This is a genomic window from Yoonia sp. D2-7 (assembly GCF_055809435.1).
Map to the genome: position 1 here is coordinate 2329211 of NZ_CM147912.1, position 13869 is coordinate 2343079.

The window sequence follows — 13869 nt, forward strand, 5'->3', positions numbered from 1 at the left end:
TCTACGTCCCTGTCACAGCATAGCAGCGGGCCTGGCGCGGATCCCATTTGGTGAACACGCTATCCCCGCGTTGCAGGCGCGCGAAATCGCCGGTTTGCGGAAGTGCGACCTTGAGCATACCGCCTGCCCCGTCCTTGACGGTGACACTGGAATTCGCACCGTTGAACAACACCGATTCCACCGTACCCTGCGAAACGTTCACCCCGTCACTTTGTGTCGTCAATTCAATCACTTCAGGGCGTAGAAACACCTGTACACCCTGCCCCACGGTCAATCCGCTTGCGGGCGCATCGATCTTCATGTCGGTCCCGTATTGCGACACGATGTGCAGCAGCGATCCATCCACGCCTGTAACCTTCGCGTCGATCTTGTTGGCCTCGCCGACAAAGCCCGCGACAAACGCCGTGTCGGGCGCGTGATAGACGTCGTGCGGCGTGCCGATCTGTTCGAATTTGCCGTTGTTCATCACGGCGATATTGTCGCTCATCACCAACGCTTCGGATTGGTCGTGAGTGATGTAGACAAAGGTGGTGTTGAACGCGGCTTGCAGCGATTTCAACTCAACCTTCATATGCTCGCGCAGTTTGAGATCAAGCGCACCAAGCGGTTCGTCCAGCAGCAGAACATCGGGTTCCAGCACCATGCAGCGCGCAATCGCGACCCGTTGTTTCTGACCACCCGAAATCTGGTCGATCCGCCGCTCAGCCACGCCGGGCAGACCGACACGGGCAAGCACCTCTTCGACGCGGGTCTTGATCTCGGATTTACCGACACCGCGTTGTCGCAGACCAAAGCCCACGTTGTCGCCGATATTCATCGTTGGAAAGAGCGCCAGATGCTGAAACACCATCGACACGGGCCGTTTGTTGGGTGGCACGCCGATCATCGATTTGCCCTTGATACGTAGATCACCACTCGTGGGCGATTGAAAACCCGCGATCATCCGCAGCAAGGTCGTCTTGCCACACCCAGACGGGCCAAGGATGGAAAAGAATGATCCTTGCGGCACGTCAAAGCTGACGTGATCCACAGCGCGGAACGCATCGAAATCTTTGGTCAGGTCACGGCAAACAAGATCGGGATGGGGATCGGACAAAGGGCACCCTCGCAGTGTAAAAAGAGGGCGCAGCGATGCGCCCTCTGTGTTTAGTTTCAAACGCTTAGTTCGCGGCGTTAATCCGGTCGAGCGTCGCACCTTCCAGTGTTTCCAGACCCGCAGGTACAGGCGGATACCACTTGATGTTGTCGATTGCGGCCTGATCAAAGCTGCCTTGATAGCGTGCCTTCAGATCAGCGCTGACGTTTGCATCACCATCAACCGCGGCGGTAAAGTTACCGGCCGTGTTCGTGATCATCGCAGCGATTTCGGGCTGCATCACAAAGTTGATCCAGTCGTAAGCCGCATCATCCGCACGACCCCGCGCAGGCAGAACAAACGTGTCGATCCAACCCAATGCACCGGCTTCTGGGGCCACGAATGTAATATCGGGATTGTCCGCGTTCAGCTGCCAACCGCCTGTGTCCCACGCCATCGACGCGACAACTTCGCCAGAGCGCAGCAGGTTCTTGATCTCGTCGCCGCCATCCCAGTAGGTTTTGACGTTGGCCTTGCATTCGGTCAGTTTCGCTTCGACCTGATCCAGAATGCCCTGATAGGCGTCGGTGTCGCCGTAGGCGGCAAACGGATCAAGCCCCATCGAATAAGCAAAGCCGATCAATGTCGGACGCTTCAGGCGGTAGGATACTTTACCAGCAACCGACGCATCACACAGGTCCGCATAATCGGTCACTTCGCCCGCCATCGCCGTGTTCACGACAAGGCCGCTGGTGCCCCAAACATGTGGCAGGCCGTAGACTTCACCGTCGAATGTGGTGTTCGATGCAGTGGCGGAAAGCATCGACGGAATGAACTGATCAGCCGTAACTTTGGACATATCAATCGGCTTGTAGATTCCGAATTCTTCCTGTGCGCTGGTGATCCGGTCTTGGCTTGGTTGCGCCAAATCAAAACCGCCTCCGTTTGTGGCCCGCAGCTTCGCGATCATTTCTTCATTGTTGGATGTTGTAACCTCAACCGTGTGACCGGTTTCGGCCTCGAACATGGCGATCACTTCTTCGGGGGCGTAGCCGCCCCATGTGAGCAACCGCAGCGTATCGGCCTGTGCGCCTTGTGCGGCCAGCGCCGTGACGACAGCGATGGTGGAAACGAATGAAACTTTCATGGTTCTTCTCCCTGTTAATATGGTGTCGCGTTGTCTTTATGTTTGATTTGTAACGGTTTTTTGTCGTGATGCCTGAAATCTATAGACAGGCCTGCAAAAGGGCCCGTGTGTTTTCCTCGGTCATCTCGACGGGGTTGCCCCCGGTGCTCGGGTCGCTAAGTGCGCCTGCAACAATCCGGTCGATATCGGGATCGGTGACACCAAGTGCGGTCAGTGACTTGGGGATCCCAAGCGATGCGTTCAATTCGTCCACGTAGCCGCAGAACCCGTCAAACCCGCCGGCAATCCCGAGATAATCGGCGGCCTGCGTCATCACGCCCGTGATTGCGGGACGGTTAAATTGCAGGACGGCTGGCATGCAGACCGCATTCGTCGTGCCGTGGTGTGTGTGATACATCGCGCCAATCGGATGCGACAGCGCATGGATCGCACCAAGCCCCTTTTGAAACGCCGTGGCCCCCATCGCGGCGGCAGACATCATATGCGCCCGCGCTTCGATATCACTACCGTCGGCATAAGCGCGCGGCAAGTAGTCTTTGACAAGACGCATCCCCTCTAACGCCATACCCTGCGACATCGGATGGTAATGCGGCGAACAGAACGCCTCCACGCAATGGGCAAAGGCGTCAAGCCCCGTGCCCGCCGTGATAAACTGCGGCATCCCCACCGTGAGTTCGGGATCGCAGATCACGACCGTTGGCAGGAACTTAGGGTGGAAGATGATCTTTTTCTCTTGGGTTTCCGAATTCGTAATGACCGACGCGCGGCCCACCTCGGACCCTGTACCAGCTGTCGTCGGCACCGCCACAATCGGCGCAATCGCGTCCGCATCCGCGCGGGTCCACCAATCGCCGATATCCTCAAAGTCCCACAGAGGCCGCGTTTGCCCCGCCAGAAACGCCACGAGTTTCCCCAGATCAAGCCCCGAGCCGCCGCCAAAGGCCACAACCCCGTCGTGCCCGCCGTCGTTATAGGCTTTCACACCTGCGGCCGCATTCTCCTCGTTCGGGTTCGGGTCCACATCCGCGAAGATCTCGCGACCCAGCCCCGCCTCCTCTAGCAGATCAAGCGTGCGCGTGGTGATCTCCATATCGGCAAGCCCGCGATCCGTAATCAACAGCGGCTTGGTGATACCCGCCGCATGGCAAGCATCGGCGATTTCCGAAATGCGCCCAGCGCCGAAACGAATGGCGGTCGGATAGGACCAGTTAGCAGTCAACGTCATGTCTCAGGCTTTCTTTAGATGGTAGGATTTTGGCCGTGTCAGATTGTGGTAGCCAATGATCGACAGGCCACCACCGCGCCCTGTGTCTTTGCACCCAGTCCAGCACAGACCCGGATCAAGATAATCGGCACGGTTCATAAACACCGTACCCGTCTCAATCTGATCTGCAATCGTTTCCGCGCGGGAGGCATCGTTTGTCCAGATAGATGCCGTGAGACCAAAGTTGCTGTCGTTCATCAGGCGGATCGCCTCTGCGTCGTCTTTAACGGGCATGATGCCGACCACGGGACCAAAGCTTTCGTCGCGCATCACGCGCATATCATGGGTCACGTTGGTCAGGATTTGCGGGGTGAGATATGCGCCGCCATCGTCCTCGGCAAACTGCGCGATGTGGGCTGTAGCCCCGTCCGCGATCGCCTCGGCGGACTGCGCGCGGACCTCATCGGCAAAGCGTTTGTGCGCCATTGGCCCAAGCGTCGTTTCAGGGTCGAGAGGATTGCCCAGCTTATAGCCATTCACAATCGCCACAGCCTTTTCGACGAACCTGTCGAAATGCTGCTCTGCAACATAAATCCGTTCGATCCCGCAGCAGCATTGGCCCGCATTGAACATCGCCCCGTCGATCAGCGTATCCACCGCCGCATCAATATCCGCGTCGTCACACACATATCCGGGGTCTTTACCGCCCAGCTCTAGCCCGATGCCCGTGAACGTGCCCGCCGCCGCCTGTTCCATTGCTTGCCCGCCACCCACAGAGCCTGTGAAATTGACAAAGCCGAAGGATTTGGCAGCGATCAGGTCGGACGTGGTTTCGTGGTCGAGAAACACGTTCTGAAACACGTCCTCCGGAATGCCCGCCGCGTGAAACGCCTGCGCCATACGTTCGCCAACCAGCGGCGTCTGGCTTGCGTGTTTCAGCATCACCGCGTTGCCTGCGATCAGTGCAGGTGCGACGGTGTTGATCGCCGTCATGTAGGGGTAATTCCACGGGGCCACGACAAGCACGACACCGTGCGGCACACGTTTGATCACGCGCCGGAACGCGGCGCTGTCTTCGATTTCAATATCAGCGAGCGCCTCTTGTGCGATCTCGGCCATGTAGCTCGCGCGTTCGTTAAACCCGCCAAATTCGCCGCCGTAGCGCACAGGCCGGCCCATTTGATGCGCAAGTTCAGGCACGATTTCTTCGTTCATCGCACCCACATTCGCAACACCGGCTTGCACAAGGGCAATCCGTTCCTCCAGAGGCCGCGCCGCCCAATCGGATTGCGCGGCTTTGGCGCGTGCGACTGCAGCAAAAGCCTCATCAGCCGAAAGGGTCGGCCGTTCCGCATAGACGGAGCCATCAATCGGGGAAATACAACGGATCATCTTAAGCCCTTTCAAAGCCGCGTGCGATTTCCCAATCGGTCACAACGCGGTCAAATTCTTCTTGTTCCCATTCCGCGCAGCGCGTGTAGTGATCCACCACATCATCACCCATCGCAGCGCGTAGCATTTCCGACCCGCGCAAGGTTTCCGTCGCGGCCCGTAGGGTTTGCGGAATATCCTGCGCCTTGGCGTCTTCATAAACATCGCCGCGCGTGGGTGCCGAAAGCTCCATCTTGTCCTCGATGCCCTTGATACCAGCGGCCAGCATCGCGGCTTGTGCCAGATATGGGTTCAAATCCGACCCACCGATCCGGCATTCTGCCCTGATCCCTTTGGTGCCGTCACCACACAGGCGGAACCCAGCGGTGCGGTTATCCACCGACCAAACGGTTTTCGTGGGCGCAAAGGTGCCCTTAGCAAAGCGTTTGTAGCTGTTGACATAAGGGGCCAGAAAGAACGTGTAGTCAGGGGCATAGGCGATCAGACCCGCCATGTAATGCTGCATCACCTGCGACATACCAAGATCGGCATCCGGATCGTAGAATACCGGTGCCCCGTCTTTCCAAAGCGATTGATGAACGTGCGACGATGATCCCACCTTGGTGTGATCCCATTTCGGCAGGAACGTCGCCGCGTGGCCCTGTTGCCATGCGATTTCCTTGATCCCGTTCTTCGCAATCGTGTGGTGATCGGCGCAATCAAGCGCGTGGGCGTAGCGGATGTTCAGCTCTTCCTGACCGGTCTCCGCCTCGCCTTTGGAATTCTCAATTGGCAGGCCCGCCGCATACAGATGGTTACGGATCGGGCGCATCACGCTTTCTTCTTTGGTGGTCTGAAGGATGTGGTAATCTTCGTTATAGCCACTGATCGGTGTCAGATCGCGAAAGCCGCCCTTGCGGATGTCGTCGAACGATTTCTCGAACAGGAAAAATTCCAACTCGGTCGCCATCATCGCGTCAAAGCCCAGCTCTTTCAGGCGGGCGATTTGAGTCTTGAGGATCTGGCGCGGTGCATGGGGCACCGGTGCGTGTGTATGGTGATCAAGGATATCGCAAAGCACCATCGCGGTGCCTTCCAGCCATGGCACGCTGCGCAACGTGGTCAGGTCCGGGGCCATTACGTAATCGCCGTACCCTTTTTCCCAACTGCTTGCGGCATAGCCATCGGGTGTGGCCATCTCAAGGTCGGTTGCCAGCAAATAATTGCAGCAATGGGTTTCCTTGAACGATGTCTCAACGAAATTAACCGCATGGAACCGTTTGCCAAGCAGCCTGCCCTGCATGTCAGGAAAACAGACAAGGACCGTATCAATTGCACCGTCCTTGACCGCAGCCTTAAGCGCCTCAAACGTAAGATTTCCAGCCATGATATGTGTCCTTGTCGATGTGGAAACCACCCCGCAGATCATGCGGGGTGATCAGTTGACGATGCGGTGGCTTACTCGAAATTGTAAGGGGCACCGGCCTGATTGATGACGCTGTTATATTCTTTGAAGATGTTGACGATCTTCTGGTGAACTTCACCTTCTTCCGCCACTTCTTCCCAGAATTCTTTCGCTGCGTTCTCGACTTCGGCCCATTCGCCCGCAGGGACTGACCGCAGTTGCAGCTTGTCGCCATTGGCCCGCAACGCGGCTTCGCCACCCCAGTACCACTGGTTGCGGTAGGTGTGCCCGGCTTCGGTCGCAGCCATGACGATAGCCTTAAGGTGGTCAGGCAGGTCCGCCCAGCGTTCTTCGTTCACGAACCACGACCCGATCCATGCGCCTGAAATATTGTTCGTCAGGAAATAGTCGGTCACGTCGGCCCACCCGACGGTGTAATCCTCGGTGATGCCCGACCACGCCATGCCGTCCAGTTCGCCGGTTTGCACGGCAACCTCTGCATCCTCGTATGGGATATTTACAGGCACCACACCGAATTTTGACAGGAACCGGCCCGCCGTCGGGAAGGTGTAAAGTTTCAACCCTTCAAGATCGGCAACGCTGGTGATTTCTTTGGTGGTGTTAAAGTTACAAGGGTCTTGGCCCGCCGCTGACAGCCACTTGACGCCAACCTTGGCGTATTCTTCTTCCCAGATTTCCTTAAGACCGTATTGGTTAAACAATACCGGCACATCGAGGATATGTTTCGTCGCAAACGGGAAATACCCACCAAACTGCTGCAGCGGTGTAGGTGAGGCCATAGAGTCATCGTCAGAATGCACGCCATCAATCGTGCCGCGCTGCAACGCTTGGAACAACTCACCCGTTGGCACGATCTGATCAGCATAGAACAGTTCGACTTCCAGCTCACCGTTTGCCGCAGTGTTGATGTAATCAATCACCGGCTTGGTCACATGTTCACCTAGCGCGGACCCCGCATAGGTCTGGAACCGCCATTTGATCGCTTCTTGTGCGCGGGCAATCGATGGTGCCGCCAACGTTGCGGCACCGGCGAGGCCCGCATTGCGAATAAAATTACGTCTTGTCGTCATAATAGTCTCCTTGTTGGGTTAGGCTCCATTGGTGGAGTTCTTGATCTTAATTTCCGTAAACATAATTGGGCAGCCACAGGGCCAGTTGCGGGAACACCATCACGAGTATCAGCGCACCGACCATCACCATCACGAAGGGCCCGATGGACCGGTAAATATCTTGAATGCTGATCTCTGGCGGGGCCATCGCCCGCATTAGGAACAGGTTGTAGCCAAACGGCGGCGTCATATAGGCGATCTGACAGGTGATCGTGTACAAAATGCCGTACCAGATCAGATCAAAGCCGAGCTCGCCCACGAGCGGCACGTAAAGCGGGGCGACGATAACCAGCATCGCTGTGTCATCAAGGAACGTGCCCATCACGATGAACGACAACTGCATCAGAATCAGGATCACCCAAGGGTTCAGGCCAAGACGTTCTGTGAACAGGCTCTCGATCGCCTTGACCGCACCCAGACCGTCAAACACAGCACCGAAAGCCAACGCCGCAAGGATGATCCACATAAACATGCAGGTGATGCCCAGCGTATTGCGGACCGAATTTTCGAACACCTCGCGGGTCATACGCCCTTTGAACACCGCCGCGAGAAACGCGGTGATCGCGCCAATCGCAGAGCTTTCCACAAGCGATGTCCACCCGTTCACGAAGGGGACCATCATCACCGCAAAGATGACCAACGGCAGCAATCCGGCCAGCAACAGGCGGTATTTCTCGGCCTGCGGAATGTCGCGCTCTGCGGCAGGCAATGCGGGCCCGAGATCAGGGTTCTTCCAACAACGTACCACGATATAGATGATGAAAAGTGCCGCCATCATCAGACCTGGCACCACACCAGCCAACCACAACTGCCCCACAGGTTGCCGCGCAATCATCGCGTATAACACCAGCACAACAGACGGTGGCACGAGAATACCCAACGACGATCCCGCCTGAATGACACCCGTCACCATGCGTTTGTCGTAACCGCGTTTCAGCAGTTCAGGCAGCGCAATCGTCGCCCCAATCGCCATCCCCGCAACGCTAAGCCCGTTCATCGCGGAAATCAGCACCATCAGGCCAATCGTCCCGATCGCAAGCCCACCACGCAGTCCGCCCATCCAGACATGGAACATCTTATAAAGATCATCGGCAATCTTGGATTCGCTCAACACGTAGCCCATGAAAATGAACATCGGCAGCGTCAGTAGCGGATACCACTTCATCAGTTTCATCGCGGCAGCAAACCCGATGTCGTACCCGCCTTTATCACCCCAGAGCAGCAACGCCGCGACCACAGCGACAAACCCAATAGCGCCAAACACTCGCTGACCGGTAAGCAACATCAGCATCATCGTCGAGAACATAAGGGTCGCGATCATCTCGTAAGGCATCAGATGTCAGCCCCTTTAAGACGCAGGATATCTTTGAAAAATTCGGAAATGCATTGCAGCAGCATCAGCACAAAGCCCACGATCATCACTACTTTGATCGGCCACATGTAGGGGCGCCACGACGACGACGACCGTTCCAGCGTACCGATCTCTTCGGTGCCGATCACGACGCCTGCAAGGAACGAAAACGGCGCGTCTTTCCAATAGCCCAACGAATAGGCCGTGGAACTCACCGCGCCATAGATCAGCACACACAGGTAAAAGATCAAAAACAGGACTGTGATCGCATCGAACCACGCTTTGCGTTTCACCGACCAATCGCCATACAGCAGGTCCATCCGCACGTTCGACCCAAGCTGCAAGGAATACGGCCCGCCGAGGATGTAATACCCCACCATCACAAACTGGGCCAACTCAAGCGTCCAAAGTGTTGGCAGGAAGAATGTCTTGCTGATCGACGACCACAGCAAAATCCCCATGAGAACAAAAATCCCGAACATCGCAACGCGGCCGATCCGGTAGTTCACAGCATCCACGCCGCGAATATATCCGCGCATCACCCCTTGCATGCGGCGGCCTCCACAGCGTCGATGGCATTACTAACCCAGCGCGTCAGCGTTGCAGCCATCGCAGTTTGAGATTTCGCATCTGCAATCAGATCGTTGCGCACCTCGATCATGACATTCAGGTGGCCCTGCTTGATCGCGTGCTCTTTCAGGGTATGCGTGACCCCGTCTTCGGGACCGTAAGGCGCGTTCCGGCGCACGTCAAAGCTGTCAGCAACCTCCAGCATCGCATCCGCCAAGCGGCTGTCACTGTCATGCAGCACCCCGATTTCGACGTCCCGCGCCTGTCCGTTGTAGACCGGGGTGAAGCTGTGAATAGTCACGATAACCGGACCCGTCCGCTGCGCAATCTCATGCGCAAGCGTGTCTTTGAACGGCGTGTAAAACTGCGCCACACGGGCGTCTTTTTCCGAAGGCGACAGGCCAACATTGCCGGGCACATCAAATGCTTCGCTGCGGATTGGTATCGCGTCTGTAGCCTCCGGCGGGCGATTACAATCGTAGACAAGGCGCGACACCTTCGAAGCAACAAGCACCGCATCAAGGTCTTGCGCCATCGCCTTTGCCACAGCCATCGCACCGGGATCCCACGCGACGTGGCTTCGCTTTGCGGCAGAAACGATCCCGAGGTCGTTGAACGCTTCGGGAATAAACGGGCTGGCATGTTCGCAGACTAAAACCACGGCAGAGCTTGCCGTGCCGCGCACGACCTCAACACAACCTGAATCGTCTGTCCGTAAATTCATCGCAACCCCCAGTGATAAAGTGCTTGCCATACCCCCGCGATGTCAACACAATTGTGAAATATTTATCACACATCAGTTTGCGCTGTTATTTTTGTGAACAAAATGGGGGCAACGATGACCGAGGCTGCACAAACAATATCAGATCGCATCCACGAAATGCTTGATCAGCTCACGCGCGCAGAGCGACAGTTGGCCCTGTCCGTACTCGAAAACTATCCGGCATCTGGTCTCGGGCCGCTCACGGCGTTGGCCAAGAACGCCGACGTGTCTGTGCCCACAGTCGCACGCATGGTGCAAAAACTCGGATACAAAGGGTATCCGGAATTCCAGTCGGGCCTACGCGACGAATTAAAGGCACGCGTACAAACCCCCATCGCCAAACACGACACGTGGGCCGAGGCGGCACCATCCGAGCATATCCTGAACAGGTTCACCGACGCTGTGATCGACAATATCCGTCTGACACTTGGCCAAATTGATCCCGATGCATTCGATCACGCCTGTGAACTGCTCGCAGACAAGGATCGGCATCTTTATATCGTTGGGGGCCGCATTACCCACACGTTGGCCGAATATCTGTTTTTGCATATGCAGGTCATCAGGGCGAACCTGACGCACGTCCAATCCACTTCAAACACATGGCCGCACTATTTACTAAACGCAAAGAAGGGCGATGTATTTGTGATCTTTGACGTGCGCAGATACGAAAACAACACGCTGAAACTGGCCGAAATGGCACATGAACGTGGTGCATTGATCATCTTGATGACCGATCAATGGCTGTCGCCCGTGCACCCGCTTGCCACGGTCTGTCTGAGCAACCGGATCATCGTGCCGTCCGCATGGGACAGCGCGACAACCACGATGCTGTTGATTGAGACGATGATTTCGTCTGTGCAAACCTTAAACTGGACCGAAACAAAGGCCCGCATCGAAGGGCTTGAAGATATGTTCGACCAGACAAAACTGTTCCGGAAGTTCACCTAGCTCCGCGTCAAACACCGCGACAATCGCACAACTGTCGCGGCCAACAATTCAAACGCTGAACCTATTCAGCCGCGTCCAGATAGTCGTCCATAGGCGGGCAAGTACAGGCAAGGTTGCGATCGCCCCAGACATTGTCGACACGGTTGACCGGCGGCCAGTATTTGTCGATCCGGAACGCACCCGGCGGGAAACACCCCGCTTCGCGCGAATAAGGCCTGTCCCAGTCTGTGATCAGGTCTTCCATCGTGTGCGGCGCGTTCTTCAAAGGATTATTTTCCGGATCAGCATTGCCGTCCTCAATGTCCTTGATCTCTGCGCGGATGGCGAGCATCGCATCGCAAAAACGGTCGAGTTCGGCCTTTGTCTCGGATTCGGTGGGTTCGATCATCAAGGTGCCCGCAACAGGCCAGCTCATTGTGGGGGCGTGGAAACCACAATCGATCAACCGCTTGGCGATGTCATCCACCGTCACATGTGCGCTGTCTGCAAAAGGACGTGTGTCGATGATACACTCATGTGCGACGCGGCCTGATGGGCCCTTATATAGCACCTCGAACGCCCCCTCGAGCCGTTTGGCAATGTAGTTGGCGTTAAGGATCGCCACGCGCGTCGCTTGCGTCAGCCCGTCGCCCCCCATCATCAAACAATAGGCCCACGAAATTGGCAGCAACGACGGCGACCCGAAAGCCGCGGCAGATACTGCGCCCTCGCCCGTTGTCGGATCGCCAGGCAGATGCGGGATCAGATGGGATTTAACTCCGATGGGCCCCATGCCCGGACCACCACCGCCATGTGGAATGCAGAACGTTTTGTGCAGGTTCAGGTGGCTGACGTCACCGCCCAGATCACCGGGGCGGGACAGACCCACCATCGCGTTCATGTTGGCCCCGTCAATGTAGACCTGACCGCCGTGGTCATGCACAATTTGGCATACCTCGATCACAGTTTCCTCGAACACGCCGTGGGTTGACGGATAGGTGATCATACAGCCCGCAAGGTTATCCGCGTGCTGCTCAGCCTTTGCGCGGAAATCATCGACATCAATATCACCGTTATCGGCGGATTTGATCGGCACAACTTTCCAACCAACCATTTGGGCGGACGCAGGGTTAGTGCCATGCGCGGACATCGGGATCAGGCAAATGTTACGGTGCCCCTGCCCGTTTGCTTGGTGATAACGGGCCATAGACAATAGCCCTGCATATTCGCCCTGTGCACCCGAATTGGGCTGCATCGAAATCGCGTCATAGCCCGTCACGTCACACAGCTTCGCCGACAGATCGTCGATCATTTCCATATAACCGGCCGCCTGATCGCGTGGGACATAAGGGTGCAGCAACGAAAATTCATCCCAAGACACCGGCATCATTTCAGCGGCGGAATTAAGTTTCATCGTGCAAGACCCCAACGGGATCATCGCACGATCAAGTGCCAGATCACGATCCGCCAGCCGCCGCATATAGCGCATCATCTCGGTTTCAGCGCGGTTCATGTGGAACACCGGATGCGTCAGGTAATCAGACGTACGGATCAGCTTTTCTGGGACGTGGTAATGCGGCGTGTAATCCTTGTCCGCGCGCTCGATCCCGAAGGCGCGCCAGACGGCCTCAATCGTGGCGGGACGCGTGCGTTCATCCAACGTGATCCCCACCTGCGTTGTGCCAACAGCACGCAGGTTGATCCCTTCATCAACTGCCGATTTCATGACAGCCGCTTGCAGCGGTCCAACCTCAACGGTGATCGTGTCAAAGAACGTGGCTGGGCGTACGTCAAAACCCGCGCCCTTGATCCCCTCTGCCAGTCGCGCCGTTTTGCGGTGAATACGCTGCGCAATCGCCTTCAGCCCCTCTGGCCCATGGAACACTGCATAAAAGCCCGCCATCACGGCAAGCAACGCTTGGGCGGTACAGACATTCGACGTCGCCTTTTCGCGCCGGATATGTTGTTCGCGCGTTTGCAACGATAGCCGGTATGCGCGGTTGCCGTGACTGTCGATGGACACACCCACAAGCCGCCCGGGCATAGAGCGCGCGTAGTTCTGCTTGGTAGCCATGTAGGCCGCGTGCGGGCCGCCATAGCCCACAGGCACACCAAAACGTTGCGTGCTACCTACGGCAATATCTGCCCCCATCGCACCCGGTTCTTTCAGCAACGTCAGCGACAACGGGTCAGCCGCGATGATACCAATCGCCTTTGCGGCATGCAGTTTGGCGATTTCAGGCGTGAAATCACGGATGTGTCCGTAGGTGCCCGGATATTGGAAAATCGCGCCAAAGACGGCGTCAGCGTCCATATCGTCAGGCTTTCCGATAGTGATCTCGATACCCAGCGGCGCCGCACGGGTTTTCATTACCGAAATGTTCTGCGGATGGCAGTTTTCGTCGATGAAAAAGCCCTTCACCTTTGTTTTCGCGACACGCTGCGCCATTGTCATCGCTTCAGCGCAGGCCGTGGCTTCGTCCAGCAAGGATGCGTTCGCAATCTCCAAACCAGTCAGATCGGACACCATTGTCTGGAAATTCAAAAGCGCTTCAAGACGTCCCTGCGAAATCTCTGGCTGGTAAGGTGTGTAAGCCGTGTACCATGCCGGATTTTCAAAGATGTTGCGCTGAATAGCGGGTGGCGTCACCGTACCGTGGTACCCCTGCCCGATCAGTGATGTCAGCACCTTATTCTTAGACGCCGTGACCTTCATGTGATGCAGCAATTCGCGCTCTGACATCGGTTTCCCAAATTCAAGCGGCGCATCCTGACGGATCTTGGCTGGCAACGTGTCGTCGATCAGCGTTTCCAGATCCTTCGCCCCGAGGACATCCAGCATGTCGGCCATTTCCGAAGGCGTTGGCCCAATGTGGCGGCGGTTGGCAAAATCATATGGTAAATAGTCGGTCGGGGTGAAGGTCAT

General features: G+C 56.7%; 11 protein-coding genes. 1 reads left to right on the forward strand and 10 read right to left on the reverse strand.

Annotated features, from left to right (window positions below):
• Position 1: 1 nt before the first annotated feature.
• The 9 genes from AC0L7R_RS11405 to AC0L7R_RS11445 all read right to left on the reverse strand — a co-directional run bounded on the left by AC0L7R_RS11405 (position 2) and on the right by AC0L7R_RS11445 (position 9977).
• Complete coding sequence (locus tag AC0L7R_RS11405) at positions 2 to 1096, reverse strand: ATP-binding cassette domain-containing protein (protein ID WP_473657002.1); 1095 nt, start codon at positions 1094 to 1096, stop codon at positions 2 to 4.
• A 64-nt stretch (positions 1097 to 1160) separates the two neighbouring features.
• Positions 1161 to 2222, reverse strand: a complete 1062-nt coding sequence (locus tag AC0L7R_RS11410) for an extracellular solute-binding protein (RefSeq protein ID WP_473657003.1) — start codon at positions 2220 to 2222, stop codon at positions 1161 to 1163.
• A 79-nt stretch (positions 2223 to 2301) separates the two neighbouring features.
• Positions 2302 to 3447: an iron-containing alcohol dehydrogenase gene (locus AC0L7R_RS11415; RefSeq protein ID WP_473657004.1), complete on the reverse strand. Its 1146-nt coding sequence runs from the start codon at positions 3445 to 3447 to the stop codon at positions 2302 to 2304.
• 3 nt (positions 3448 to 3450) lie between these two features.
• Positions 3451 to 4818 (reverse strand): aldehyde dehydrogenase family protein, encoded by a 1368-nt coding sequence (locus AC0L7R_RS11420; RefSeq protein ID WP_473657006.1) that lies wholly within the window; start codon positions 4816 to 4818, stop codon positions 3451 to 3453.
• Position 4819: 1 nt separating this feature from the next.
• Positions 4820 to 6184 (reverse strand): glutamine synthetase family protein, encoded by a 1365-nt coding sequence (locus AC0L7R_RS11425; RefSeq protein ID WP_473657007.1) that lies wholly within the window; start codon positions 6182 to 6184, stop codon positions 4820 to 4822.
• 71 nt (positions 6185 to 6255) lie between these two features.
• Positions 6256 to 7293 (reverse strand): TRAP transporter substrate-binding protein DctP, encoded by a 1038-nt coding sequence (locus AC0L7R_RS11430; RefSeq protein WP_473657008.1) that lies wholly within the window; start codon positions 7291 to 7293, stop codon positions 6256 to 6258.
• 46 nt (positions 7294 to 7339) lie between these two features.
• Positions 7340 to 8665 carry a TRAP transporter large permease subunit gene (locus tag AC0L7R_RS11435; protein ID WP_473657010.1) on the reverse strand — a complete coding sequence of 442 codons (1326 nt, stop codon included), beginning with the start codon at positions 8663 to 8665 and terminating at the stop codon, positions 7340 to 7342.
• The gene (locus tag AC0L7R_RS11440) at positions 8665 to 9234 is read right to left on the reverse strand and encodes a TRAP transporter small permease subunit (RefSeq protein ID WP_473657011.1); all 570 of its coding nucleotides are present in this window, start codon (positions 9232 to 9234) and stop codon (positions 8665 to 8667) included. Before AC0L7R_RS11440 ends, AC0L7R_RS11435 begins: the two co-directional genes overlap by 1 nt.
• Positions 9222 to 9977, reverse strand: a complete 756-nt coding sequence (locus AC0L7R_RS11445; protein ID WP_473657013.1) for an N-formylglutamate amidohydrolase — start codon at positions 9975 to 9977, stop codon at positions 9222 to 9224. The genes AC0L7R_RS11440 and AC0L7R_RS11445 overlap by 13 nt, the downstream gene beginning before the upstream one ends.
• Positions 9978 to 10091: 114 nt before the next feature.
• Here AC0L7R_RS11445 and AC0L7R_RS11450 point away from each other — a divergent pair, with 114 nt between their 5' ends.
• Positions 10092 to 10964, forward strand: a complete 873-nt coding sequence (locus AC0L7R_RS11450; RefSeq protein WP_348107625.1) for a MurR/RpiR family transcriptional regulator — start codon at positions 10092 to 10094, stop codon at positions 10962 to 10964.
• A gap of 61 nt (positions 10965 to 11025) precedes the next feature.
• Here the strand turns inward: AC0L7R_RS11450 and gcvP are convergent, their stop codons facing one another.
• On the reverse strand, positions 11026 to 13869 hold the full coding sequence (gene gcvP / locus AC0L7R_RS11455; protein WP_473657014.1) for an aminomethyl-transferring glycine dehydrogenase: 2844 nt from the start codon (positions 13867 to 13869) through the stop codon (positions 11026 to 11028).